The sequence below is a fragment of the Chitinophaga ginsengisoli genome, from assembly GCF_003014595.1.
Taxonomy (GTDB): domain Bacteria; phylum Bacteroidota; class Bacteroidia; order Chitinophagales; family Chitinophagaceae; genus Chitinophaga; species Chitinophaga ginsengisoli.
In genome coordinates, this window is sequence record NZ_PYGK01000001.1 from 417,208 (window position 1) to 444,075 (window position 26,868).

Below are 26,868 nucleotides of genomic sequence, written 5' to 3' on the forward strand. Positions count from 1 at the left end.
ATCCCCCCACATTAACTCATAAAAAACTTATCATGCAACAGGAAGAACTACATCAATTCCACGGAAAAACCCGCAGAGACTTTATGAAACAATCGTCTCTATTAGCCGGCGGACTGCTGGCAGCTCCTATGCTGTCCCAGGCCAACTTCTTTTCAGGCGCAGACAATGTAATTAAGATAGCCCTGATCGGCTGTGGTGGTCGTGGTACCGGTGCAGCTGTACAGGCGCTCAGTACAAAAGAAAATGTACAACTGGTGGCAATGGCAGATGCTTTTGCCGACAAGTTGAACGCCAGCTATAACAATATCAAAGATGAAGTAGGCGATAAGCCCGGCCGTCTGAACGTAAAGGAAGAAAACAAGTTTACCGGCTTCGACGCATATCAGAAGGCCATTGCGCTGGCAGATGTTGTGATACTGGCAACGCCTCCGGGTTTCCGTCCTATTCATTTTGAAGAAGCAGTTAAACAGGGAAAACACATCTTCATGGAAAAACCTGTAGCTACCGATCCTGCAGGTATCAAGAGAGTGCTGGAAGCTGCTGAAGTGGCAAAATCCAAGAAACTGAATGTGGTGGTAGGCTTACAGCGCCGCTACCAGACTTCCTACCGTGAGATGTACAAACGTTTCCAGGACGGTATCATTGGCGATGTCGTATCTATGCAGGTATGGTGGAACCAGGGCGCACTATGGGTAAGACCACGTAAGCCTGAGTATACGGAAATGGAATACCAGATGCGTAACTGGTATTACTTCAACTGGCTGTGTGGCGATCATATCGTAGAACAGCATATTCACAATATCGATGTGGGTAACTGGTTCATGAACGATTATCCTGTAACGGCCATGGGGATGGGTGGCCGCTCGGTACGTACCGGCAAGGAGTTCGGTGAGATCTATGATCACCACTTTGTAGAATACCGCTACGGTAATGGGGTGGTGATGAATAGCCAGTGCCGCCACTGGAAAGATGCTGACAGCAAGGTAGATGAAGAGATCGTGGGGAGAAAAGGCCGTATGTATATGGATAAGGCGGTGATCAAAGACCACAAAGGAAAAGTACTGTACCAGTTTGATAAGTCAAAAGAAAACCAGCCTTACCAGGCGGAACACGATGAACTGTTTGCCGCTATCGCAAAAGGAGAATATAAGTTCTGGGATGCAGAGCGAGCCGCTAAGACAACGCTGACTGCTATTATCGGAAGGCTGGCCACTTACTCCGGGCAGACCATTGCATTTGATAAGGCGCTCAATTCAGGTCTGAACCTGCAACCGGCGAAGTATGCCTTTGATGCAGCCCCTCCGATAGTGCCGGATGCATCTGGTAACTATGCCTATGCAAAACCGGGGATCACTAGATATTTTAGTTAATGCATAGTATATTTATAACAAGGATATTGGAGGCCCCGTCAAGGGGCCTTCGCTTTATAGGATGTATATGAGACTATTCAGGATTGTTTTATCAGGCTGCCTGCTATTCCTGGTGAAGCAGACGGCTTTCGCACAATATGGCCAGATCAAGAGGTGGGCTGAAGAGGAATTACTGACCAGCCCCGCCCTGCGTCAGGCACATACCGGTGTCTGTATCTATGAACCGGCTACCGGGAAATACTGGTACAGCTACCAGGACGATCACTATTTCACACCCGCCTCCAATACCAAGATATTTACACTCTATACTGCTCTGCGCCTGCTGGGCGATTCCCTGCCTGCAATGCGCTACCTGGAAACAGATTCCGTATTGTATGTAAAAGGCACAGCAGATCCTTCGTTCCTACATCCGGATTACACCCTGCAACCCGCCTGGCAGCTATTGCAACAGACCACCAAACGGATCACGATAGTACCTACTGTATCAGAGAATAAACGTTTCGGCCCCGGATGGGCATGGAGCGATTACCAGGACTATTACCAGTCTGAATTGAACGACTGGCCTATGTATGGCAACGTGGCCCGCATCCGCCATCATGGAGATACGACAACGATCTTACCACGCATGTTCAGCGATACAGCCCATTTCTCTTTCCGCAGAAATGATACGCTGGAAGAACTTCTGGGGGAAAGAGATGAACGGAGTAACCGCTTTTCCCTGACCTTTAATGGAAATGACAAGAGTGTTCAGGACGCAGAAGTGCCTTTCATTACAGGCTGTGCTGGTGATCTAGCTTACAGATTACAAGACACATTACATAAGCCGGTTACCGTCTTGCCTGAAGGAGCCGTACTACCATCTACCGCTTTTACATTACTGAAAGGTATTCCTGCGGATTCACTCTTCCTGCCGATGATGCACAGAAGTGATAACTTTTTTGCTGAACAATCGCTGATGATGTGTGCAGCACGTCTCTGGGATACGATCAGTACCTACCGTATCATTGAGTTAATGGAGAAAAGCTTCCTGAGCAATTTACCCGACACGCCTAAATGGGTGGATGGTTCCGGCCTGTCAAGATATAACCTGTTCTCTCCGCGCGACTTCGTAAGCGTACTGTCGGATATGTATAAAACCTATCCTACAGAAAGACTGTATGCCTTGCTTCCTACAGGCGGCAAAGGCACGTTGAGGAACTATTACAAACAACAGTTTGTCCATGCCAAAACAGGCACTTTATCTGGCTGTGTGGCATTAAGCGGCTATCTCGTTACGAAAAAGAACAAGACCCTGGTATTCAGTGTACTGGTGAACAATCATAACAACAGCGCCACCAACGTCAGAAGAACGGTAGAACATTTCCTGACGCAGGTATGGGACAAGTACTAGCGGATGCTATAGTTCATCAGCCGGATAGTATCAGTAGCCGAGATGGTCTCTACATATCCTATTCCCAACGCATAATAGTAGGTGGCAATGGTGCCTGCCGGATATGCCGACTCTCCAACCAGTACGGCCGCATCCTGTCGTACAACAATGACGTTTTTATATTCCTTACCCAATACGGTATGCGTGATCTGCTGCCCAAGAATATGGTATTGCAATAGCCCTTTCTGCGCTAAACCGGAAATGGTTACAGATACGGTGTCATTCCAGGTAGCCCCTTCTCCGTAATCATCGTGGAGAAACAGTCTGTCCCCGCCCTCGACTTCATAGTCCTCCAGGGATATTCCCTTTTCATACAGGAAATAACTGCCGTTGTTGCAGCGGATAAACTGATCGACATAACCATCGTTAAGAATGGAATACTGATGCCCATTAATGGTGGTATCGCCTTTTACCAGGAGGGTATATTGTGAAGTATCCCCGCTACTGTTGGTGTACTGATAGGTAAAGGAAGACCCGGTAGAGTAAGGTGCGTAGCCGCAGTGGAAATCAGTGTTGAGTGCTTCAAGACTTTTTTCTTTACGACAGGCAGACATAGAGAATATGGATAATGCTCCGACAAAAAACATTGACCTATACAACATATATAGACGCAAAAGTTAATAGAATGTACAGGGCGCATAGGAATCGTAAGGGCCGTAAATGTAGTAAAAAAGTGATGGTAGTGAAACGAATAAATTATTGTGTTTCAGGAATAAAAGATTTTAGTTACACACTCTCAGTGACGGAGCGATCGTTCCACTGTTTGCCTGTAAGGTGGTAATGGAAGTCGTGTTCGTGCGGTTGTCAGTAGCGGTAAGTGTGACGCTAGCCGGCTGACGGCTACAGCGCACCACCGTGAGATTGAACTTACCGTTGTAAATATGGGCGGCGTAATTCCGGTTATCCACATTAACGATCACTGTACCATTTACCACATTAAAGCGGTCACAGTCTTTCGCGATTCCATTGATCACGAGGGTCTGGCCTTCGGGAAGCGTCACGTTCACATTGCTGATCTCTGTAGCCGCATTAAAGGGGCCGATCTCCTGCTGACGCAGCAGGTTGAGGCAGTTGTCTGTCAGTGTCATAATCAGGGGCACGTTGGAGGCTGCTTTACCATAGTAGATGCCTTCCACATTGGTATATCCAAAAGTGGGAATAAAGTTTGTTTTCGTGAGCACTGCAACGCGGGTATCGGACACAGGTGCGTTCTGCTGATTTAGCACTTTGGCGGTGAGGGTGATCTGCGGGAAGGTCGTTGCGCAAGCCCAGAACCCTGCCTGACCGGCGGTACCTACATAGTTACTTCCCTGACGGGTAGCCTGGCCTTCCTCTTTCCAGAAGCCGGTAGTGCCGTCGAAATGCCATAAAGGGATCTGCTGTGGTGCGTCGGATGCGAGTTCACTGGGTATCATGAGTTCAAAGCTGACAGGCTTTGCGGGATCGGGTTGGAGGACCGTACCGAAATTATTTTCCATCGTGAAAACGAGCATGCTGAATACCCGCAGACCGGTCTGTTTGTTGCTCTTGTCGATACCTCGCAGGTCTCCCGGCATCTGGTCCGCCACGGTACTGGCTTCGGGGTGTATATAAAAGGAACGGACAGTTACTGTGCCGTGGTAGGGCTGGTTTTCAGAGACGAGAACGGCATTAGGAGGAACCGTGAGCGTGCCTTCCGGGAATTGAATAAGATCGCCGGTATTGGCATCGATGTTATTCTGGTTTTGCAATACTAATTCCACCTGGATATATTGTTGCTTGCCTTCACGTACCATGAGTGTCCGGTATCCCCTGAAGTAGCCGAACTTGTCCACCGTTACCACCGCAGCATCATCTGGTACGCTCACGTCTTCCAACAGAAAATGCCCGTCTTCATTTGTCGCTGCGTTTTCCCCTCCGGCAGTTACCACTGCATTATGTACGGGCTGTAACTGTTCATTCAATATACGGCCCTCAATGCTGGTCTTTACTATTTGAACGGGAGGTGTATCATCAGGCGGGGTACCTTCCTCAGAAAGCATTTTTTTACAACCACTTACCAGTAGTAAGCACACGAAAGTTGGCAGTAGTGGGATTAATCTTGATAACTGCATATATTTCTGGGGATGGGGATTATGATCCGCTGAAGTAAATATAGCACTTAACTGGCTGATAGCCAAAGAAAAAGGGGAAAGCTTTGCAGCCTTCCCCTTTGATTATCATTTAGTTGCATAAGTTTATACACCGAGGCTCCAGCCCTGACGGTATGTTCTTTTTACAAACTGGTTGGCATCATCAAAGTTGGTGATCTTCATCTCTTTACTATCCCACAGCAGTTTGATATAACGGCCCGGGAATGATGTTCTGCCATCTTTTTCTTTCTTGATGTCGAAGCTTCTGATAGCCAGATTCGCCATTAACAGGGTTTCTGTGAGCGGACCGGCAATAGAGAACGGAGAACTGATCAGCTTATTCTTATCGCTGTTAGCACCGGCTATAGCTGCATTTACCCATTGTACATAGTGTCCTTCCGGTACGCGTGCAATAGTTTGCGGTACAGTCGTCTGCTTGGTCTTGCTGGTAGGCAGCAGCTGAGGATCCCTACCGTAAGTGCCGCACATCATCTTGCCTTTATCTCCGATCAGGATAGCGCCGTTACCACCGTCGCCCATTACCTCGTTTGGTCCCAGTTCTTCCGGACGTTCCGGCTGGATACCACCATCCATCCAGTGGAGGGTGATCTCTTTACCGTTCTTGCCATCAAATTTCAGGATCACGTGAGAAGACGGAGGACAGCTCTCAGGGAAATAACCACGTTTGAACTCATCCACATATACGCTACCTACGCTGCACTCTACTGATTTAGGATAGCCCAGGCCCAGTATGCGGAAAGGTGGTTCTATAATATGGCATCCCATGTCGCCCAATGCGCCGGTACCATAGTCCCACCAGCCACGCCAGTTGAAAGGCACCAGTTTATCAATATAATCTTTGTAAGGGGCAGTACCCAGCCAGAGGTCCCAATCGAGTTCCTTTGGCACTTCTGCCTTCATGCTTGACCATGGAATACCCTGTGGCCATACCGGACGGTCTGTCCAGCAGTATACCGTGTGTACATCACCGATAAGGCCGGCATTGTACCATTCCATCATCTGGCGTACACCGTCGCCGGAAGCACCCTGGTTACCCATCTGGGTCACCACTTTATGTTTCTTGGCAGCAGCAGTCAGTGCGCGTGCTTCGAAGATGTCGTGGGTGAGCGGTTTCTGAACGTATACGTGTTTGCCCAGTTGCATGGCCGCCATGGCAGCTACGGCATGCTGATGGTCTGGAGTAGATACAGTAACAGCATCTATATTTTTGTGCTCTTTATCAAGCATTTCCCGGAAGTCCTTATAGAATTTCGCTTTGGGAAAACGGGCAACGGAGTTGGCAGCCCTGCGGGTATCAACGTCGCACAGATATGCAATATCTGCCGGGCCTTTCGCGATCTCAGACAGATCGCTTTCACCTTTACCTCCCACACCTATACCGGCTACGCGCAAACGATCGCTGGGTGCAATAAAACCTTTACCTCCTAATACGTGACGTGGAACGATCATAAAGCCGGCGGCTGCCAGAGCGCCGTTCTTTAAAAATGATCTGCGGGATTCATGACTTCCCTGATTGTTTTTTTCCTGGACCATATGTAACAAAATTTACCGATCAATATAATAGAAAATGAGAGAAAATGACTGTTATTAGTGATGTATGGAGTATCGAACTACTCACTCCCATGTCATGATCTTACTTCTGTCCTCCATTTTCACATAGAGGGGCAGCAGCTTTTCATCGTATGACAGTCCGTAATGTTCTAATACATCTGCCGGAACACCATCCCATTCATTCGGCGTATTGCCTTTGTAACCAATATCTTTGATACCCATCTGGGTGGTGAAGAAACCATTCGCCGTCAGGTCTCTCATCAGGCTGAAAAACGCCGCACCCTGTACCATGTCTGGTTTTACCTGTTCCGGATAAGCTATCTGGTCTATCAGCTCCAGCTGTTGCTGAGAAGTACAATCTGTAAAGGCGTTGTTGTAACGTTTTGCGCATTGCACATCCAGCCAGCGCAAACCTCCGCGCAGCGGCAATTTGAACTGTGGCTGGTCTTTTGCCATGAACTCGATAAACTCCGGTACCTTGGCTTCTGAGGCGCTGCCGGAATGTTCGTCAGCAGGAATAATGATATCCGCAAGTACAGTGATGGTCTTCATTTCTGCAGCAGTAAAGAATGTTTCTGCCATGAGGACCGCGTCTCTGGCTGTTTCTGCTTCGGTACGGCCATAGGAGGGCAGCTTGCCTGCTGCGTCTTTATCTTTTGTGGCTGTCTTTTTATCGTCACAGCCGGTCAGAATAGCGCCTACTGAGAGAGAGCCAATGGTCAGCGCTTTGAGTGATTCCCTTCTGTCCATATGTCAAATGAGTTGAGTCGTGTTAGATGTTTTGTTTTTTCAGTTCGCCCATGATGTATTCGGATGCACGCATGGATAAAGCGAGGATTGTCCAGGTAGGATTCTTGTCAGCCTGCGATACAAACGGACCGCCATCCACGATGAACAGGTTCTTCACATCATGTGCCTGATTGTATTTATTCAGTACAGAACGTTTTGGATCATCGCCCATACGGGTAGTGCCCACTTCGTGGATGATCCTGCCGGGTGTTTCCAGGCCGTACATGGTTTCAGGACCAGGCTTGGTGCCAAGTGCAACACCGCCCATTTCATGTATGAGCTGTTCGAAAGTATCCTGCATGTGTTTGGCCTGTTTGATCTCATGCTCACTCCAGGTATAGTTGAAGCGCAACACAGGAATACCCCATTTGTCCACTACCTTCGGATCTATTTCGCAGTAGTTGTCTTCACGTGCAATACATTCTCCTCTGCCGGCAAAACCAATAGTCGCGCCATAGAAGCGACGGTAGTCATCTTTCAGTGATGCACCATAGCCCCCTGCGGGTTTCAGTTTGCCATCAGCACCAGGGTATTTACCATTAAAGCGTTCAACACCGGAGAAGCCGCCATAAGAAGGCATACGCATACCACCACCGAATTCTATATGGTACCCGCGGGCGAAGTCAAGTTTCTTATTGTCCTCCCACCATGGAATGTACACGTGCATACCACCCACGCCATCTTCATTATAGCGTTTGTGGTCCATCAGTTTAGGCATGAATGCCGCACGGGATGATCCGGTAGAGTCATGCAGGTATTTACCGACTACACCACTTGAATTGGCCAGTCCGTTAGGATGTTGTGCTGATTTTGAGTTCAGCAGCAGGCGGGCAGATTCACAGGCGCTGGCAGCCAGTATCACTACTTTTGCCTTTACTGTATATTCCTGAAGATCAGTTTTATCCACAAAGGAAATACCGGTGGCCTTACCTTCTTTATCCGTCAATACCTCACGGGCCATCGCATTGTCATACAGGTCTACATGCCCGCTTTTCATAGCAGGTTTTACCAGTACGGAAGAAGAGGAGAAGTCAGCATATACCTGGCAGCCACGGTTACACTGTCCGCAGAAGAAACAGGCGCCACGCTCTTTATTCACCGGACGTGTCAGCATGGACATACGCGCAGTGATCACCGGAATGTTTAGTTTCACACCCGCCTTTTGCAGCATCAGTTCATGCAGCCTTGGTTTCGGGGGCGGCAGGAAGTGGCCGTCCGGTTCATTGGGCATCCCTTCTTTGGTGCCAAATACACCGATCATTTTATCAACACGGTCGTAATAGGGCGCCACATCTTCATAGCTGAGCGGCCAGTCATCTCCATGACCATCATAACTTTTATGTTTGAAGTCCCGCGGACCAAAACGCAGAAAGATACGTCCCCAGTGATTGGTACGTCCACCCACCATACGGGAACGGAACCAGTCGAATTTGGTGCCGCCGCTGGTGGTATAAGGTTCCCCCTCTATTTCCCAGCCGCCATAAGCCGCGTCGAAATCACCAAAGGGACGGGTAGTAGAGGCGCCTCTGCGTGGTGATGCATCGGGCCATTTTAATTGTGTGATCTGTTGTGGGTCTGCCGGATCATATTTGGGCCCTGCTTCCAAAAGGGCTATTTTAAGACCGGCCTCAGAGAGTATTTTAGCAGCCATACCGCCACCTGCGCCTGAGCCAACAATGCAAATGTCATAAACAGGTCCTTTCTGTTTGATCTGAAAAGCCATATCGTGGATAATTTATTTGAGCTAAAGTGATTTTAAATCTATAAATTATTTTCTAAGGTTACTAGGAAAAAAGTATAAAAGGAAATTTACAAAAACATAGTGATGGAATATATAATAGGAGTGGATCTTGGAACAAGCAGCGCTAAGGTGCTGGCAATACGGCAGGACGGGAAAGTAATGGCCCATTCTCAGCAGGAATACCCTATTCGCAACCCCGAACCCGGGCATAGTGAGCAGGAGCCTGACGTGATACTGGACGCAGTAAGAAATGGCATCAGAAGTGTAGCCACGATCATGAAAGATCCACCTGCGGCAGTATCATTCAGTACAGCTATGCATAGTGTGATGGCGGTGGATAAGGACGGTAAAGCCCTGACCCCATTGATCATATGGGCAGATAACCGGAGCCAGGGTATAGCAGACCGCATACGCAAGACGCCTTTAGCAGCTACGCTGCAACAGCAAACGGGTACTCCTGTACACGCCATGTCTCCCTTGTGTAAGATCATCTGGTGGAAAGAACAGGCGCCGGATATTTTCAAGTCTGCTGCTAGTTTCATCGGGATCAAGGAGTATATATTTTATCATTTCTTTGGCCGGTATATTACAGATCATTCTACCGCTTCTGCTACCGGCTTGTTTAATATTCATGAGCTGACATGGAACAAGACCTCTCTGGAAGCGGCGGGTATTACGGCGGCACAACTACCAGAGGCGGTAAGTAGTGACAGTATCATAGAGGGATTACTGGAAAATGTGGCCCGCGACTTGGGACTACCTGCCAATACCCGTTTTATCGCCGGCGCCAGTGATGGCTGCCTGGCACAATTGGGCAGTAATGCACTGGATAAAGGACATGCTACACTGACTATCGGCACCAGCGGGGCTGTGCGTATGGCTATTGAAGAACCGGTGACGGATGCGCAAGGAAGATTATTCACTTACGTACTGACACCGGGGCACTTTGTAACCGGCGGCGCCATCAATAACGGGGGAGTGGTATTGCAATGGTATCTGGATTCATTCCTGCAAACAGTGTCTGACAAGCCACTACAGGTAGATGCCGGTTTGCAACAGGCCCTGAACACGCCTCCGGGAGCGGAGGGATTGTTATGCCTGCCATACCTGCATGGTGAACGTGCACCCATGTGGGATGGACATGCGAAAGGTGCTTTTATTGGTGTACAACCACAACATACAACCTGGCACTTTCTGCGGGCCTTATTGGAGGGGATGGCCTTCGGATTGCTCAGCATCACAGAAGCCCTGGAAGAAACTGCCGGAAAAGTAGAGAAGATATCCGTTAGCGGGGGCTTTACACACTCGCCGGAATGGGTACAACTCATGGCAGATGTATTTCAGCGCCCGATGTACCTGCGTCATGAAAGCGATGCTTCTGCTATGGGGGCCGTACTACTGGGATTCCAGGCATTAAGGCTCCCTACCAGTTTTACCGCCGTAGAAGAAAAAGTATTCTCTCCGGCAGCAGCACATGCGGAAGTATATAAAAAGGCTTATGCCGTGCATGGAAAATTATATGCCGCACTGAAAGACATATTCCCGGTTATCCAAACATCTTTGCCAGGTCGGTCAGCTTAAAGGAAATATACGTGTACTTGCCGCCTGGCGCCGCATTTGGCATGGAACAGGCAAACAGTTCATCAATGATATTCTGCATTTCGCGGGTAGACAATGACTTACCGGACGGAATGGAATTATTGCGGGCCATGGAACGTATCAGCTGTTCCCTGCGGGGAACCTTGAGTTCCATACTGAAGTTCTTGAACTGTTCCAGTAATCCTTCTATGCTGGCCTGTTCGTTACCACTCTGGATATCTGCCGGTGTACCTCTTACAACAAATGTATTATTGCCGAAGGGCTCCAGATCATATCCCAGTACCTGCAGGTCGGGCAGCATTTCCGAGAGGAGGGCAGCGTCTGCAGGTGGTAAGGGCAATGTTTGCGGGAACAGGCTTTGCTGTGTGGCCATAGGGCTTTCCTGTACGGCACGCTGGTAGCGTTCATACAGAATGCGCTCATGTGCTGCCTGCTGATCTATCAGAATAAAACCTGACTTGATCTGTGAAAGGATATATTGCTGATGTACCTGTACGGGTACCTTCTGATCAATGGTGGTATCCTGCCAGCGCTCATCTATCATGGATGCGGCTGATGGACGGTTCTCCACAGGAGCGGAGGTCGTAAAGCGCGCTTCTTCCTGTATTCTGCCGATGGTATCATTGGCAGGAGCAGCTATTGGATTACCGATATCATACAGGTCTTTCCAGTGCTTCAGGTTACTGCTGCTGGTAGTATCGATCGTATGCGCCTGGTTGGCCTGTGTAAAGCTCTTGTATAGAGAAGTATTGACAGACTTAGCCTGTTGCTGTTCTGTAAAAGGTTTGCTCACCGCATCCAGTTGCTGAATGCCGGGGTCCAGTTCAAAGTCGAGCGTTGGCGTAATGTTGAATTGTGCCAGCGCATGTTTCACAGCGGATTGAATGAATGCATACATCACCTTCTCATCGTCAAACTTGATCTCCTGTTTGGTAGGGTGTACGTTGATATCCACATGACCCGGATCCAGGTCAATGAACAATACATATAGCGGATAACTATCCGTGGGGATCATTTCCGCAAAAGCATTCATGATGGCATGATGCAGGTACGGGCTTTTGATAAAGCGGTTATTCACAAAGAAGAACTGATCTCCACGTGTCTTTTTAGCTGTTTCTGGTTTACCCACAAATCCATACACATCCATATAATCTGTCGTTTCCTTGACAGACACCAGCCGGGCATTATAATGCTGGCCGAGTATAGCGATGACGCGTTGTTTCAGTGAGCCTTTTTCCAGGTAAAACAGCTGTTGTGTATTGCTGGTGAGGGTGAACTGGATCTGAGGAAAAGCCATGGCTACGCGGATGAATTCATCCACGATATGTCTCATTTCAGCTGCATTGCTTTTCAGGAAGTTACGGCGGGCCGGTACGTTGAAGAACAGGTTCTTCATGGCAATACTGGTGCCTTCTGCTGTCTGGCAGATCTCTTGTTTCCTTACCGCACTGTTGTCGATTTCTATGTAGGTGCCAATGTCTGCACCGCGCAGGCGGGTTTTCAGTTCAACCTGTGAAACGGCAGCAATAGAGGCCAGTGCTTCACCACGGAAACCCATAGTACGGATGGAGAAAAGGTCGTCTATGGTCTGTATTTTGGAAGTAGCATGTCTTTCAAAGCACATGCGCGCATCCGTTTCACTCATTCCTTTCCCGTTATCGATCACCTGTACCAGTTCTTTACCGGCATCCCGGATAATGAGCTGTATTTCTGTTGCACCTGCATCCACAGCATTTTCCAGCAGCTCTTTTACTGCTGAAGCAGGCCTTTGTATCACTTCCCCTGCTGCTATCTGATTGGCTATGTTGTCTGGTAAAAGATTGATGATATCCGTCACTTATTATGTGCCTTTTGCTGTAAAGTTAGGAAAGTTTAATGTTTGATACCGAAGATGGGGGTAAAGTGGGGGTAAAGAAGTATGGCAGGCAAACAGGATATAAGGAACAGTTGCTATAGAATTGTTAAATGAATGATTGTACCCGCCTGCATCTGAACCGGAGCAGCCCGCAATTCGTACCTTTATTTGTAGTGTGGGAATATAACTTATTCACACGATTGTCTTGTTAATAAGACGTTAATCATAAATTATTTCAGCTATGAACTGGAGGAATCTGATAATTTTGAGCCTTTCCATCTTAGTTAGCAACTGCACCTACTCTCAACAGGAGCCAAAAAATAAGCACATGGAAGACCAGAAAAAGAGTGATGTATACTCAAAAACGGACACCAGCAAAGTGAATCTCACCAACGATGAATGGAAAGAACGCTTATCGCCGGAAGTATACAATATAGCCCGGGAAAAGGGAACCGAATACGCATTTACGGGAAAATACTGGAACAGTAAAGATGCGGGCACCTATTATTGCGCCGCCTGCGGTAACCCGCTGTTTGTATCAAACGCAAAGTTCGAAAGCAGCTGCGGCTGGCCCAGCTTCTTCGAGCCTGTTACTAAAGGAAGTGTGATCTATGCACCCGACAATACACATGGAATGCACCGTACCGAAGTGATGTGCGGCCGTTGTAAGGCACACCTCGGACACGTATTTGACGATGGCCCTCCGCCTACCGGGTTACGTTATTGTATCAATTCCGTGATACTTGACTTTGAGCAGGCGAAAGAAGCCGATAAAAACTTCAAGGGAAAACATTAATGAGTAAATGCCTGATTGCGAATATGCCTGTAAAAAAGCAGTAACGTAATCAGGCATTCCTGCTAGGAAAGATAAGACTGTAACTCGGTAACGTAAGATGTTGGCTCGAACTCGATAATCTCATAAAGCGCCAGCTGGTGTTTGTCTAGTGGATCTTCGCTGATGATTGCTTCCACTTCTCTGCGACTTGAAGCTTTACAAATGATCAACCCTCCGGATTTTGGCTTACGGCGTCCCGCCAGAATAAATTGCCCGCTCTTATAGAACTTCTCAAGAAATGCTCTATGCTGCTCCATATAATGCTCTACGGCAGCTACCGGACGGATGTATTGTAAAAGAATTAAGTACATAACGGCGTTTCAATAATAGGATTTATAATCATGTTAGACCTCTTTACACAAAGGTATAAAACTATTGCAGCTTTTATTTTTATAATAATAACGTAGAAATGAATGTTTTACCGCCGATATCGCTTATATGCCCGGCACAGACGTCCCAAACGCTAATATATAAATAAAATCATTAATTTATAGTAGCCCTCTATAAGGTAGTAAACGAAAAAGAAAGTATTTTAGCGTCCTATTCACTCATTATTAATTTTGATCCCCTTATTATGAGAAAAATGTTTTCAAAGGTATTACTAGCTATCTCGGCTATAGCTATCCTGCTTACCTCCTGTTCCAAGATGCCGGAGCAAAGCAAATATATTCCCAAAACAGCCAGCCTCGTACTCAGCGTAAATAGCAAACAGATCAGCAAGAAGTTGATTACCAACGGTATTACAATGGACAAACTCTTTGCTGCAGTACAGGAAAAAGACAGCACCAGCGATGTGCAGAAGTTCTGGAAAGACATCGAAAATTCCGGACTGGACCTGCAGTCAAACGCTTTCGTATCTGTCGTGTACAGCAAAAACCAGTCTTATGTCACCCTGACCAGCGGACTGAAAGATGCTGCTAAATTCGAGGAGTACCTGAAAAAGAATATCAGCAACTTCTCCCTGCAGTCAAAACCAGACTTCAAGTATGTTCTGGAAGATAAGCAGGGCGGCGTAATTGCCTGGAACAAAGGTACCGTTATCTATCTGAAAGGTATTGAAGGAGATGCTATGCAGAAAGCATTGCCGCCTACCGGTCTTCCAACGCCCGACAGCAATCAGGGCGAAGAATCTTCAGACAGCAACAACGCCCAGCCGGCCAGCCTCGTAACAGCGGCTGATGATATGCAGACCTGGGTAACTGAAGTAGATCACCTGTTCCACCTGAAAAAGGATGAAACAGCTGGTTCTATTGAAGCGTTCAATGATCTGCTGAAGAACAACGCCGATCTGAGCGTATACATCAATCCGGAGCCTGTCTATAATGCACAGGCAGCGATGATGCCTGCTAACCTCAAAACATTACTCGCAGGTTGCTACTACACCGGCGCCGTTAACTTTGAAAAAGGTAAGGTGCTGGTAGATGGTATTTCCTACGTAGGTAAAGACCTCGCCAGCATCTATAAGAAATATGGTAATATGGAAGCCGACCTGGATATGCTGGAAAAATATCCTTCCCAGAATATCACTGGCTTTGTTGTATACGGTTTTGATTTCCGCATGATCGGTGATATCGTAAAAAGCACCGGTCTGGATGGTATCGCTAATATGGGCCTGCAGAGCTCCGGCCTGACCCTGGACGATATCCTGAACGCCTTCAAAGGCCAGCTGGTATTTGTTGCTTCAGATTTCCAGGTAAAGAAAAAGCCAAGCCAGTACATCGAGGGCGATTCTACTACTGCTCCCGAATCCAAATGGGTATTTGCTATGAAAGTAGGAGATAAGGCTGCTTTTGACAAAGTAATGTCTTCTCCGATGCTGAAAGGCTTCTTTACCAAACAGGGCGACAAGTATGTAATGTCACAGAACATGCCTGGTATGCCAGCGATCTCTATTACCGACAAACTGGTGACCAGTGCATCTGACGATGCATTACTCCAGGAATACCTGGCCGGTAAAGGAAAGGCGACTGGTCTGGACAACGATTTCGTGAGCAAGATCAAAGGCAAACCAATGGGTGCTTATGTGAACTTCGAAAAGATCGTGAACAACATTCCTGACGAAGAGATCCCTGCAGAAGGTAAACCACTGGCCGGAAAGTTCAAGAACCTGCTGAGAGATATGACCGCTATAAGTAACTCTTTCGACGGTAAAACCCAGCATTCTGAAATCGTGCTGAACTTCAAGAACGAAACTGAGAACAGCCTGGTGCAACTGGTGAACCTGGGTACTGAGACTGCGAAGTTCCTGGAAGAGAAGAAAAAAGCGGATGCTGCTAAAGCCACTGCTGTTATTGCGGCGGATTCTGCTGCTGCCGCTGCTGCTGAAGCAGAAGAAAAAGCAACACACTAATCGTAATAACGTATTGAGATAGAATGTCCATGGTGGTTACAACTGCCATGGACATTTTTCATTTGGAAAAAGCTCTATATTGGGTCATCATTAAGAACACCAGTTTACATGCAGATACAGTTAGATAACCTGGTGCCTGTTCCCCTGCGGGATAAGATCCTGCAACGGTCTTCAGAAATCTGGAACAGGCCCGTCACATTTACCCCCGGTAGCTTCACTAAAATAAAAGCCCCTTCCGGTACCGGCAAGACAACCCTTGTTCACTACCTGTACCACATCAGAACTGACTATACTGGACAGGTGCTGGTGAACAGCAAGCCATGGGGTACTTATTCCAAAGATGCTATTGCTGGTATGCGGCAGGAACAGGTCAGTGTGATCTTCCAGGACCTGCGCATCTTTGAACAGCTGACTGCCCTGGAGAATATCGAACTGAAAAGAGTGATGAACGCCCAGCCTTATTGTTCTGCAGAGAAGGTGAAGGAAATGGCCGCCCGCCTGAATGTTACCCACGTACTGAACCAGAGCGGGAGAACACTTTCCTACGGAGAACGTCAGCGTGTAGCGATTATCCGTGCACTGGTGCAGCCCTTCCAATGGCTGATCATGGATGAGCCATTCAGCCATCTGGATGAAGACAATGCAAACCGTGCAGCACAGCTGATTGGGGAAGAATGTAAAGCCCGTAAGGCCGGATTTATTTTAACAGACCTGGACAACGATACCAGGTTCGCATATGACTCACACTATAACTTATGATGCCATCTTTCTACCAGTTACTCAAAAAGATCATACAGACCGGCATCGGCAGGTCCCGCCTGATCATGGCTGCCGGTGGACTGGGTATCGCCATGATACTCCTGCTCATCGCTATCCAGGCGCATACTGACTTCGACCAGCTACTGCACAATCAACGGAATGCCAATGAAAGTGCAGACTTTCTGGTCATCAATAAAAAGATCACCAACGCCATGATGGGGCAGAATGCCAAAAGTGAATTTACCCCTGCAGAAATAACAGATTTGCAGAAACAACCATTCACAGAGGCTTTCGGCTTTATTACCTCCAATCAGTATAAAGTAACCGCCGCTGCTCCCGGCGACCTGCATTTCTACACAGATATGTTCTTTGAATCCGTGCCGGATTCATTCATTGATGTGAAGAATGAGGAGTGGAAATGGACTCCTTCGGATAATACCATCCCTATCATCCTTCCAAATGATTTCCTGAACCTCTATAACTTCGGATTTGCCCTGAGCCAGGGCCTGCCGCAGGTTTCGCAGGAAACAATAAAGGCATTGCCAATGAAGGTTACCATCTCACAGGGATTGATGACACAGGAGTTTACCGGACGTATTGTTGGTTTCTCAGATCGTATTACATCCTTCCTGGTGCCCAACAGTTTTATGGACTGGGCCAATAGTAAGTTTGGTTCCGGGCAGGCTGCATCACCTTCCCGTGTGATCATCAAAACAAAAGATCCTTCCAACCCTGTGCTGGCTAAATACCTGGAAGATAAAGGATATACTACCAACCAGGATAAGATTAAATACAGCAAGACAAAACTCATCGTGCAGACCATCGTATCCGTTATCGGTTTCTTTGGATTGATCCTGCTGGTGTTTGCGCTGCTGGTATTCAGTATGTTCATCCAGCTGGTGATTGCCAGCTGTAAAAAAGAGATCCAGCTGCTGGTGACCCTGGGTACGGCCCCCCGTCAGTTACAACGCTACCTGATGCGCCAGTTTGTTCCGTTGTATATTACAATCGGAATAGCAGCCTTATTGCTGGTGGCCGCATTGCAATGGTGGGCATCTGCAAAGCTGGCGGAACATGATATGTTCATTGCCCAATGGCTTGCTGTGGGTACCGCCTGCGCAGCCTTGCTGGTACTGGTGCTGGTGTACATCGTGAACAGGGTCAATGTCAGGAAGTACATCAACGCCATCAGCTGATAACTTAGTTTTATACACTTAAATTATATTGAGATGTTTGTACACGTCGTAAATTTCTGGCTGAAGCCAGGTCTTTCAGCAGCTGATATCAAAAAGTTTGAAGAAGGAGTACAGTCGCTTTCAGCGATCGAATCACTGGTAATGTTCAACGTAGGTAAGCCTGCAGCTACTGACCGTCCGGTGATAGACAGAAGTTACAGCTATTGTGAACTGACCGTGTTTAATGACGAAGCGGGACACGATGTATACCAGCAACACCCGATACATCTGGCTTTTGTGGAGAATTGCAAGCACCTGTGGGATAAAGTGCTGATCTACGATTCAGAAACGATCTAAGCGATTAGAATCATCAGTAAAAGACCAGTGACCAGGAATGAATACGGCAATTGATCTCCGTATTATACCTGATCGCTGGTCTTTTATTTTAGTGGGTAATTTCTTTATCATGCGGCATGATGAACGTTTCCTTCACCCGCTCTGACATCATCAGGTAAGGTATCCAGATGGCAGCAGCTACAAAAGACTGTACTATTTGCATTATATTTTCTCTATCCCAGCCTTTCTTTTCAAAAATATAGTTGCAGGCAAGATTATCCAGCACGTTAATGGTCAGGTTGCAAGCCAGGAAAAAGATCATCGCCCTTGGGAATGTGTCCCTCTTTTTATAGAAAAGTGATACCAGCAGCAGGCTAAGGACCAGCATAGCGATCTGGCTCGCCAGCTCGGTGACCAGCAACAATTGCAGAATGGAAAGGTTATGTGTGGCATTGGTCGCCTTATCCAGTTGCTGCCACATACTGTTATTGAATATCGATGCCTTTAGCAGGCCGTTGAAAATATTTAAGGGACTAGTGAAAACACCGATGCCCATTAACACCAGCCATCCACCGATCTGTGGCGGATAGGCATAAGTACCTGCAGGCAGTATTGTTACCTTGTTGAATCGGAGTGCATGATGTGTAAATACAGCTGCAAAGAATATCCCCAGGCAGATGACCAGCCAGTTGAATCCCTTTGAAGGACTGTCCTTTCGTGTTCCTTCATCCAGATCCCAGTAGAAATTATAGGCCAGAAACCCGTCAATCTTTTTGCGGTCTTTGATATAGGTATTCAGAAAGCTGGCAGGAATATGGTCCTGGTAAGTCTCAAAAGTATAATGCATTGTTACCAGGTTGCCATCCACCGAAGGCACAAAATGAACGGAGTAATATTCATTCCTGATGTGCAGTTCTTCCTCGTCTACTGTCCAGGTGGAAGGCATCTCGATCGTGATGGTATAATCCAGCGAGAAGGGATAACGCAGTTCCAGCGGTGCTACTTTTCTGTCTTCCTCCGCATAATCTGGTAAGGCGTCTCTCAGCAGATTGGCCTTCATATTGAAGTTGTTGGCGTGCTCCTTTGTACTATCGCTCTTCCAGGGAGATTGCAGGATGTAACTTTCCCTGATCACAATACGGTTGCTATCAGGAATATCTGTTACCTGCAGGGGAGAATCGATAGTCACAGCGCCGTAGGCATTTTTATAGTAATTGAGGAAAGTGTTCTCATTGTCCTTCCTACTGCTGTTGGCTAGTCCGTCCCGCTGATCATCTGCATACTGCATGGTGAAGGTGGACGTAACGGTCAGCGAACCTTTGTTCTTTTTGTCGGAAGGCAGCTGGAAATGTTCATGGATGATGGTCTTACCCTTGCCTGTATTTGTTACAGGGGAGAAGCCATTTTTACCCGTCGGGTCAATGACAAGGCCCTGCTGGTAATCAGGCACCGTCAGCATCGAGAGATTACCACGCTGATAGCTGATAGTAGGGTCTATCCAGTATTCCTTATCATCCAGTTTTGCATAAACAATGGCATGATTGAAGAGGTCTGGCGCCGGCAGATAATTCACTACATGCCCCTTGGTATAGGTATCCACATAGGCCATGCTGGCGTAGATGCCATTTGCCTTCAGGATCGTAGCCAGCAATAGTGATTTATCCTTACAGTCGCCAAAGCGCTGCAGTAGTATCTTGTCGGGCGTATTGGGACGATGGGAGTATTCACCCATTTCAATACCCATATAACGAATATCATCCTGCACGAAGCGGACAGCCTTCAACATGTATTTCTCCCTGCTATTGCCCGCTTCCCGCTTAAACTCAGCGATCTTGGCCATCAGAGCTGCACCGGGAGGAGGCACCTTATTTACCCGGTCTCCCCATTGGATCACCTCCTGCCAGCTTTTATACTCGGTAGCCTGTACCGACGGAAAGTTGTCAAACCATGCAGGTATATCATCCTCCATTTCGACGGAGGGGATATTGGTCATTTCCCATTTGTATACCTGCATCCCGTTTACCATCTGCCTGTCGGGCATAGGGGCATTATTGAAAGTTTTAAACCGGATTTCCCGGTTAGGAGAAGCAATGATACTCTTGTGAAAGTTCACGACCGGATTGCTGAATGCCAGGTAAAACAGGCTGGTGAACTTATGTTCGAAGATGGGATTATCACCTTCTATCGTATAGGCAAACTCTATCTGATCTCCTTTCCGCACATCTTCCAGGATGAAGTATGCCGTATACACGCCACTGTAAATAAAGCGGGAGAGGTCATCTTCCTGTTGCAGGATCTTGAATTTGGATGCTTGTAACTGGTTGATCACTTTGCCGTTACGGCGGATGAGGATCTTATGGAAATGCAGTTTTTCGTATACCGGATCGTAGTCGACAGTCACTTCTGCACCATTCTGGATACCGGCTTCCGATACGATCTGCCTGATCATATGGTGGTAAACGGCAGATTGCTCCACATGCTGCTGTTCTTCAAACAGCAGGATATAGTACCCGTTGCTGACGTCGCGTGCATCAGGTACCTGCTTGAGGTCAGGTTTATAGGGAACGAGCCAGTTTGGCTCGGGTGTAATAGAGAAGTTTTTTTGCTGAGCATTGGCCCCGGCATAGAAACAACAGATCAATAAGGCAATGAGCAGCGATATACGGTGCATAGGAATAAATAGGCAATTAATTATTTTCTGTGGTCAGCGCATACACGGCAAAGGACGCCAGCCAGTGCTCACCGGCATAGTCGCCGCTGGCTACATGTGGAATGGCAGACTCCAGGTGCAGGTTCGCCAACTGCAGGATGGCGGCCCGGTTGGCCGTAACATGACGTGAAATGCCATACAGGCACCATGCCCTGCTCAGGTTCAGACCATGCAGGTGTACCAGCTTACCATCCGTTACATCTTTCACCTGGGCTACTTTGAACACCGTCACTTCTTTAGCAAATAGTTCAGGCAGGAAGGCTCTGATCCATGTCTGGTATTCCTTTTCCGGCAGGATACGCCACATCAGGTCTGCTTCTTCCAGGCAGGGAGAGAGGAAGTCAAAACCGCCCGGCTCCCATGCCGCAGGACAGTTCCTGTCTGCTGCATAGAAACGCATAGCTGCCTGGCGGATAGCCTGCTGTAGGGCAGTATCATTCGCGGTAGCGGCATAATCCCAGGCAAGTGACAGGCCGAATGCAAGGTTGGTATGTTCACCTACACGAATAGGATATACCAGCTTTCCGAGGAAGTCTATGTAGGCTTTGGAAAACTGCGTGGCCAGTGGTTCTACATTGGCAGCCAGCTCTTTTCCCAGGGGATCGTTCCAGGTCAGGAGCTCCCTTTGCAGCTGTAACAGCCAGCTCCATCCGTAGATGCGTTCAAACCCATTGTTTTCCTTATTCTGAAAGATCCGCTGTTCCTGTGTGATGTTGGCCGCTGTCAGGTTCTGGGATAGTTTGGTAATGATTTCCTGTTTCTTTGACAGATCAGGGAATGACTTCAGGAGGCGTACCAGCATCCAGTGACCATGCACGCTGCTATGCCAGTCAAAACAGCCGTAAAAGGCCGGATGATAGACTTTTGGATTGGTAACAAGGGACGTGTCTGAGAAGACAATCCCCGTCTTATAAGGGAACTCCTGCTGCATACAGCGCAAAGGCAGTTCTGCCAGATGTGCCGCCCCTTCCGGCGTGAGATCCAGCAAACCGCTGCTGTTGCGGGTATAAAAAGCCTTTTGTGCAGATGCGGATGACATCAGGATACCGGTTATAAGGGATATCAGAATAAATGTTCTCTTCACGGTTAGCGGTTGAATAACATTTTTACATAGAATGATGGTTTCGCCAGCTTCTTACGCAGGTCTACCTCATAGAACATGCAGGACAACAGTTCCTGCAGCTGCTTGTTACGGCTGCTCACCTTCACGAGGGTATTGAACAGCCATGGATATTTGATCAGCTTCTGCAGGCGGTGACTCAGTTTCAGTTCAGGCCCCATTACACGGTATACCTCTGCATCATAAGCCGCCAGTTGTGTAGCAGAGAAGTTGTTTGCTTTCAGTGCATCCGCCGCCTTTAAAGCAGCAATACGGCCGGAATACAGACCGTTACCGATACCTTCACCAGTGAATGGATCAATGAGATAAGCCGCATCGCCCACCAGCATATAACGTTCGCCGGAGATGACCCTTACCTTACTGCCAAGTGGCAGGCCATACCCTTCGATATTGCTGACTAGTTCCGCGTTTTTGAAGCGCTCTTTAAATACGGGATCATTGGCAATGATATCCAGCATAGACTTCTTCAGGTTCATCTTCTTTTTACGTACGGCTTCGCTGAGCACGCCCACGCCTACGTTGGCTTCTCCGTTTGGCAGGGGGAAGATCCAGAAATAGCCGGGAAGGAGTTCTTTCAGGAAGTGCAGTTCTATGAAGTTGTCGGCATTATTACCGCTGACGTTTTTGTAATAAGCACGGATACCGGCCACATAGTGTTCAGGCTCCATGGTGATATTAGCTACTTCTTTGGTGAAAGAAGAGTGTGCGCCATTGGCAATAATGAGCAGCTGTGCCTTTACGTGGAAACCGTTGCTGCCGGTCACAACATAACCATCTTCCTGCAGTTCGTACTTATCCACAGTAACGCCTTCCAGCAGTTTGATCTCTGGTCTGCGTTTGATCTCATCTACCAGGAAGTTATCAAAGTCTATGCGTTTGCACACATAACCGATAGGCGTTTCCTTATGGTCTTTGTTATGGCTGTTGTAATCGGGTCTGTAACCAACATCCAGGCTATGCCTGCCGGGAGAAACGAATGTAACGCCCCAGCTGTTCACCTTAAAATTGGCTTCTTTCAGACGGGTAGCAATGGCAGGATCGATACGGTTCAGTGCAGTGATCACTTTTCCACTCAGGCCGTCGCCACAGACTTTATCCCTTGGGAAAACGGCTTTGTCCACTATGATACATTCAATACCCAGTTGCGCCAGCTGGAGGGCTGCCGCAGCTCCGGCAGGACCGGCGCCAACAATACATACTTTAGTTTCCAACATCCTGTACATTTAAGCTGTTAAGATAAAGAAAAGAGGAATATATTCGCGGGCTAAAATCAACTAACCATGTTCGGAGATCTATTTGGAAAACTGCAGGAAGCGCAGTCTAAAATGAAAGAAAGCAAAGACCGCCTGGCCCTGATCACTGTTGACGGCGAGGCCGGAGACGGTGCAGTAAAGGTAGTTGTGACAGGTAACCGTGAGGTAAAAAGTATCGACATCGCAGAACGCCTGCTCGAAAAAGACAATAAGGAAGAACTGGAAGATCTGATGATCACAGCACTGAACCGGGCATTGAAGAATGCAGAAAATGCCTGGGAATCTGAAATGAAAGGCATCGCCGGCGGTATGCTGGGGCCTTTAGGTGGCCTGCTTTAAAAGCAGCGCTGCTGCCTCGCAGCTGAATGGCTTATATTGCGTAGACTGTCTGCCAACCTAGCTCAGCCGGTAGAGCAACAGTTTCGTAAATTGTAGGTCGTGGGTTCGAATCCCATGGTTGGCTCCATAGCAACTTCGTTAAAACCACTGGTAATTTTATTGCCAGTGGTTTTTTTATGCGAGTTATGCAAAGTTGAATTAAGGTAAATACTATTTATTATCAGGAGGTTACAAAGTAAGTATTTTAAATAAACTTTGTAAAGCCGCTATCCCAGTGTATTTCCTGAGATAACCCATATATAACCCATATATAAGCCATATACAACCCATATATAACCCATATCTAAGAAGTATGGGTTATATATGGGTTATATATGGGTTGAGGATAGTTTATAAATGGCTAACAATACCGAACAATGCCCGAAAAGGACCCTATGTCACCCTTAATAAGTCGAATAATAGCTGATGCATTATTTTAATACTTGTTATTATCTTTATATGATTAAAGAAATTTCCTATGCGCTATGTATTACTGTTGGCAGCAGGTATTTCCCTGTTTGCCTGCAATGCCCCAAACACCCCGGGCGCTACAACAAAGACTGACCCCCAACATCCGGGGCAGGGACAATTCACCGCTGTGATCAGAGAAGACCAGATATTCGACAAGGAGTTGGTGCTAAGTGCACTCAGGATCACGAAGGGTAAGAACAAGGTTTCAGATAAGTATTTCCTGAAAGGAGTGGATGCTTACAGGAATCAGAAGAATCCTGAAGAAGGGGTGAAGCTGTTTAAGCAGTCCATCCAGGAACAGCCACAGGCCAGAACCTATTTTGAGCTAGGTAATGCGCTGGCAGAGCTGAACAATCTGAAGGATGCCGCTGCTGCTTACCAGATAGCAGAGGCACTGGATTATAAGCCTACTTCAAAAGTGCTGTATAACCTAGCCTGCGTATATTCCAGGGCGGAGGAGGGGAAGGCTGCCAGTTATTATCTGATATCTGCTATTGAGTTCGGATACAGCAATGCCAAAAACATTTTTGAGGATAAAGACCTCGAATACCTGAGGAACTTCATGGATTTTAAGACGACGGTTACTGCGGCCCTGAGTGGTGCTACTGATCCCGACAAGCTGCAATGGAACCTGTTCTGGCATGAGTTCAAGCCGGTTGTCTATCCATTGGTGCTGGATGAGAAGTATGGCAATAAACTGGGAGAAGACTATATATCGTATGAGTATGAACGTTTTGTAGCAGAAATGCGCGACAATGATAAATTTTCCCGCGATGTAGGCTACGAATTTTATCATGTGGGATTGGCAAAAGCGACGGATAGTGTTAAGACGATTGTTTATGCTGTAAAAAATGTGATCATGGGTGGTGATGTTCCTCCGGAGTACTATATCGTCAGCTTTGACCACGTTGGTAAGTTGATCGACAAAATGCTGATAGGTGGACACGAAAAACTGAAAGATCCTTTCCGTGTAGCCACATTAACGGAGAATGGCAATATTGAGATAGGATTGTTTAATCAGGTGTATAAGAAGAACCCCGAAGAAGAGGGTTATGAAGACAATGAGTTGGTGGACGTGAAGCTGCTGGAAAAACAACTATACAGTATTACAGCAGACGGCCATTTTGTAAGGAAGGAGAATCTGCTGGGAATGAATCTCTAAGATATCCCAATCCCCAGCGGATAATGGCTTCTGCGATCAGCAGGTTCAATGTCCAGCTGAGCCAGGATATCAGAATATATGCCTGCACGGGATGGATGGGGAGATTAAAAGTGCCGATAAGAAAAGCATAGAGACGCAATGAAATGGCTGATAAGGTGAGCGCGTAGCTCCTGATCATCATGTTGGTATGTAAGCGCCACCTGCGTTGTAGCGCGTAGCGCCAACCCAGAAAAGTGGTGAGCAACCACAGAGATGCCAGCAACACAAAACTGATACGGGCAGGTAACCCGCCATTGGCGTAAAAGCCCATGATCAGGCCGGCAGGGCCACTAAAGAACAAGATGACTATTGCATATATTTTCCCGGACCTGCGATGCAGGCCGGGAAATTTTTTTAGCAGATAATAGCTGAATTGTAAGAGCCCCGCTACCAATACGATGATACTGGTAAACACATGCACGTAAAAACTGATCCGCCAGTGCCGGATATGATATACCAGCTGCTTGGTCCTGAGAAAGTCCACATACCTGTCGAAAGAAGTATAGGGAAGGCTCAATAACAGCATCAGCCAGGATGTGTACAAGATGACGGCTGCAAACAGGTAAAAGATCAGACGTCTTGAAAGCAGGGGCATAGATCAATAAGATTCATTGAAATAGAATAGATCTCCTCTGAGGCCAACAACGCCTTTATAGATCCCTTCACCCTCGTATTCGATCGCAAATGTCGTAGACCGTTGCTGATAAGCAGGATTGGGTTGCCAGTTCACGACCAAAACGGAATCTGATGGCTTTTCCCAGGTACCTCTCAGCGTGTTCATTTGTTTTGAGAAGGTCGAATCATTTACTTTCTCGTAATAGTTCAGCGTACAGCTGCCATCAGGATCAAAGGATACATCACAATGGTCTCCCGACAGGTAGCCCAGGTATTCGGCATCCTTTTTCATCCTGAGGAGTGATAGTTGCTTTTCACCCAGGGATTTATTGTTGGCCGGTTTCCATGAGCCGCTGGCTTTAGCGAGCGAGGTATCCATCACCAGGGAGAAAACACCGTCGAACTCATGATCGCCGGGTTCGGCAAGCTGGATATCCAGTTTATCTCCTTTGTTGGTAATACTGCCGCTTACATTTCTTCTGAGGCCTTTGTGCGTATTATAACCGGCTATTTTGTTGCCGCTGCAATAGTTGATGGTGATGTAAATGGGACTGCCATCAAAATCACCTTTATAGGTGCCCAATATCCTTGCTTCCAGGGGAACCTCTTCTACGGCTTCTTTTGTGGTGGTACTGTCAGCGGTAGTGGTGGTGGTGCTTGGGGCGGATGGCCGGCATGCACTGATAAAGCATGCACCAATGAATGCTGTAATAATATATTTCACAGGGTATTTTTTTGTAAAGTAAGTAATAAATGCAGACTTATGCTGCTCCATGGTTGAGAAAATGTTCCCCTCTTTTCTTCTTCCTTGTCAGCAACCCTGTTTGCGTTGCTGTTGTTGTGGGGTAGTGACTTGTGTATAGTGAAAAGTGTTTGTAATCAGGTTTATATCCACTTCCAGAACAGCCATATCGGAGGCGCATATTTCGATATAATCCCGGACGGCTTTCTGTAACGGATAATCGAAATCCCACCGTAAGCTGGGCTTATTATCCCCGTTTTGATGCAACTTAAAGAGATAAGTAAGGTAGTCGTGAGTTCTGCTTTCAGCCGTCCTTTCACGCAGCCGGTCTTTTCGAGTTCTTCGCGCAGCCGGCTATTTAGCAGGATGGTTTCCTGCAACGTGTTTTCCATAGAACTTTCATCCATGACATGAATAAATTCTATGTACCAAGATATTTAAAACTCGCCGTTTCTTT

At 47.3% G+C, this 26,868-nt stretch carries 22 protein-coding genes and 1 tRNA gene; 11 read left to right on the forward strand and 12 right to left on the reverse strand.

Translation table 11 applies throughout. The features are described from left to right. Positions 1 to 32 precede the first annotated feature (32 nt). Both CLV42_RS01765 and CLV42_RS01770 read left to right on the forward strand, forming a co-directional pair. The gene (locus CLV42_RS01765; RefSeq protein ID WP_106600182.1) at positions 33 to 1,370 is read left to right on the forward strand and encodes a Gfo/Idh/MocA family protein; all 1,338 of its coding nucleotides are present in this window, start codon (positions 33 to 35) and stop codon (positions 1,368 to 1,370) included. Between the two features lie 67 nt (positions 1,371 to 1,437). Continuing rightward, positions 1,438 to 2,760 (forward strand): D-alanyl-D-alanine carboxypeptidase/D-alanyl-D-alanine-endopeptidase, encoded by a 1,323-nt coding sequence (locus CLV42_RS01770; RefSeq protein WP_170117356.1) that lies wholly within the window; start codon positions 1,438 to 1,440, stop codon positions 2,758 to 2,760. On the opposite strand, the gene CLV42_RS01775 is transcribed toward CLV42_RS01770, so the two are convergent. The 5 genes from CLV42_RS01775 to CLV42_RS01795 form a co-directional block, all read right to left on the reverse strand. Further along, positions 2,757 to 3,353, reverse strand: coding sequence for a hypothetical protein (locus CLV42_RS01775; RefSeq protein ID WP_146154295.1), 597 nt, complete (start codon positions 3,351 to 3,353; stop codon positions 2,757 to 2,759). The two genes, CLV42_RS01770 and CLV42_RS01775, sit on opposite strands and share 4 nt — an antisense overlap. A gap of 168 nt (positions 3,354 to 3,521) precedes the next feature. After that, positions 3,522 to 4,820 (reverse strand): carboxypeptidase-like regulatory domain-containing protein, encoded by a 1,299-nt coding sequence (locus CLV42_RS01780; RefSeq protein WP_106600185.1) that lies wholly within the window; start codon positions 4,818 to 4,820, stop codon positions 3,522 to 3,524. Between the two features lie 195 nt (positions 4,821 to 5,015). Further along, positions 5,016 to 6,464: a Gfo/Idh/MocA family protein gene (locus tag CLV42_RS01785; RefSeq protein ID WP_106600186.1), complete on the reverse strand. Its 1,449-nt coding sequence runs from the start codon at positions 6,462 to 6,464 to the stop codon at positions 5,016 to 5,018. An 81-nt stretch (positions 6,465 to 6,545) separates the two neighbouring features. Further along, positions 6,546 to 7,232, reverse strand: a complete 687-nt coding sequence (locus CLV42_RS01790; protein ID WP_106600187.1) for a gluconate 2-dehydrogenase subunit 3 family protein — start codon at positions 7,230 to 7,232, stop codon at positions 6,546 to 6,548. Positions 7,233 to 7,254: 22 nt separating this feature from the next. After that, positions 7,255 to 8,994, reverse strand: a complete 1,740-nt coding sequence (locus tag CLV42_RS01795) for a GMC family oxidoreductase (protein ID WP_106600188.1) — start codon at positions 8,992 to 8,994, stop codon at positions 7,255 to 7,257. Between the two features lie 102 nt (positions 8,995 to 9,096). On the opposite strand from CLV42_RS01795, the gene CLV42_RS01800 reads away from it, so the two are divergent. Beyond that, the gene (locus CLV42_RS01800; protein ID WP_106600189.1) at positions 9,097 to 10,593 is read left to right on the forward strand and encodes a gluconokinase; all 1,497 of its coding nucleotides are present in this window, start codon (positions 9,097 to 9,099) and stop codon (positions 10,591 to 10,593) included. Here CLV42_RS01800 and mutL read toward each other — a convergent pair. After that, entirely contained in the window at positions 10,559 to 12,448 is a 1,890-nt protein-coding gene (gene mutL / locus CLV42_RS01805; protein WP_106600190.1) for a DNA mismatch repair endonuclease MutL, read from the reverse strand. The two genes, CLV42_RS01800 and mutL, sit on opposite strands and share 35 nt — an antisense overlap. Before the next feature lie 346 nt (positions 12,449 to 12,794). On the opposite strand from mutL, the gene msrB reads away from it, so the two are divergent. Continuing rightward, on the forward strand, positions 12,795 to 13,262 hold the full coding sequence (gene msrB / locus CLV42_RS01810) for a peptide-methionine (R)-S-oxide reductase MsrB (RefSeq protein ID WP_106600191.1): 468 nt from the start codon (positions 12,795 to 12,797) through the stop codon (positions 13,260 to 13,262). A gap of 62 nt (positions 13,263 to 13,324) precedes the next feature. Here the strand turns inward: msrB and CLV42_RS01815 are convergent, their stop codons facing one another. Next, the gene (locus CLV42_RS01815) at positions 13,325 to 13,612 is read right to left on the reverse strand and encodes a YciI family protein (RefSeq protein WP_106600192.1); all 288 of its coding nucleotides are present in this window, start codon (positions 13,610 to 13,612) and stop codon (positions 13,325 to 13,327) included. A gap of 263 nt (positions 13,613 to 13,875) precedes the next feature. Between CLV42_RS01815 and CLV42_RS01820 the strand changes: the two genes are divergently transcribed. The 4 genes from CLV42_RS01820 to CLV42_RS01835 all read left to right on the forward strand — a co-directional run bounded on the left by CLV42_RS01820 (position 13,876) and on the right by CLV42_RS01835 (position 17,942). Further along, on the forward strand, positions 13,876 to 15,651 hold the full coding sequence (locus tag CLV42_RS01820; protein ID WP_106600193.1) for a DUF4836 family protein: 1,776 nt from the start codon (positions 13,876 to 13,878) through the stop codon (positions 15,649 to 15,651). Positions 15,652 to 15,759: 108 nt separating this feature from the next. Continuing rightward, on the forward strand, positions 15,760 to 16,410 hold the full coding sequence (locus CLV42_RS01825; RefSeq protein WP_106600194.1) for an ATP-binding cassette domain-containing protein: 651 nt from the start codon (positions 15,760 to 15,762) through the stop codon (positions 16,408 to 16,410). Then, positions 16,407 to 17,606: an FtsX-like permease family protein gene (locus CLV42_RS01830; protein ID WP_106600195.1), complete on the forward strand. Its 1,200-nt coding sequence runs from the start codon at positions 16,407 to 16,409 to the stop codon at positions 17,604 to 17,606. The genes CLV42_RS01825 and CLV42_RS01830 overlap by 4 nt, the downstream gene beginning before the upstream one ends. 33 nt (positions 17,607 to 17,639) lie before the next feature. Continuing rightward, positions 17,640 to 17,942: a Dabb family protein gene (locus CLV42_RS01835; RefSeq protein WP_106600196.1), complete on the forward strand. Its 303-nt coding sequence runs from the start codon at positions 17,640 to 17,642 to the stop codon at positions 17,940 to 17,942. Between the two features lie 88 nt (positions 17,943 to 18,030). Here CLV42_RS01835 and CLV42_RS01840 read toward each other — a convergent pair whose 3' ends face one another. From CLV42_RS01840 to CLV42_RS01850, 3 genes are read right to left on the reverse strand one after another with little or no spacing between them, the layout of a single operon-like run. Continuing rightward, positions 18,031 to 20,592: a DUF3857 domain-containing protein gene (locus tag CLV42_RS01840; protein ID WP_106600197.1), complete on the reverse strand. Its 2,562-nt coding sequence runs from the start codon at positions 20,590 to 20,592 to the stop codon at positions 18,031 to 18,033. A gap of 16 nt (positions 20,593 to 20,608) precedes the next feature. Beyond that, entirely contained in the window at positions 20,609 to 21,715 is a 1,107-nt protein-coding gene (locus CLV42_RS01845) for a DUF2891 domain-containing protein (RefSeq protein ID WP_245901403.1), read from the reverse strand. 2 nt (positions 21,716 to 21,717) lie between these two features. Beyond that, positions 21,718 to 22,965, reverse strand: coding sequence for an NAD(P)/FAD-dependent oxidoreductase (locus CLV42_RS01850; RefSeq protein WP_106600198.1), 1,248 nt, complete (start codon positions 22,963 to 22,965; stop codon positions 21,718 to 21,720). Positions 22,966 to 23,031: 66 nt separating this feature from the next. Between CLV42_RS01850 and CLV42_RS01855 the strand changes: the two genes are divergently transcribed. From CLV42_RS01855 to CLV42_RS01865, 3 genes are all read left to right on the forward strand, one after another. Further along, the gene (locus tag CLV42_RS01855) at positions 23,032 to 23,343 is read left to right on the forward strand and encodes a YbaB/EbfC family nucleoid-associated protein (protein WP_106600199.1); all 312 of its coding nucleotides are present in this window, start codon (positions 23,032 to 23,034) and stop codon (positions 23,341 to 23,343) included. A gap of 51 nt (positions 23,344 to 23,394) precedes the next feature. Further along, positions 23,395 to 23,470 (forward strand) — tRNA-Thr (locus CLV42_RS01860). Positions 23,471 to 23,860: 390 nt separating this feature from the next. Continuing rightward, positions 23,861 to 25,015 (forward strand): TPR end-of-group domain-containing protein, encoded by a 1,155-nt coding sequence (locus CLV42_RS01865; protein ID WP_106600200.1) that lies wholly within the window; start codon positions 23,861 to 23,863, stop codon positions 25,013 to 25,015. On the opposite strand, the gene CLV42_RS01870 is transcribed toward CLV42_RS01865, so the two are convergent. Together CLV42_RS01870 and CLV42_RS01875 are read right to left on the reverse strand one after the other, a co-directional pair. Further along, positions 24,960 to 25,649, reverse strand: a complete 690-nt coding sequence (locus CLV42_RS01870) for a DUF2306 domain-containing protein (RefSeq protein WP_106600201.1) — start codon at positions 25,647 to 25,649, stop codon at positions 24,960 to 24,962. The genes CLV42_RS01865 and CLV42_RS01870 overlap by 56 nt on opposite strands. Before the next feature lie 3 nt (positions 25,650 to 25,652). Continuing rightward, positions 25,653 to 26,393, reverse strand: a complete 741-nt coding sequence (locus tag CLV42_RS01875; RefSeq protein ID WP_146154296.1) for a hypothetical protein — start codon at positions 26,391 to 26,393, stop codon at positions 25,653 to 25,655. Positions 26,394 to 26,868 lie beyond the last annotated feature (475 nt).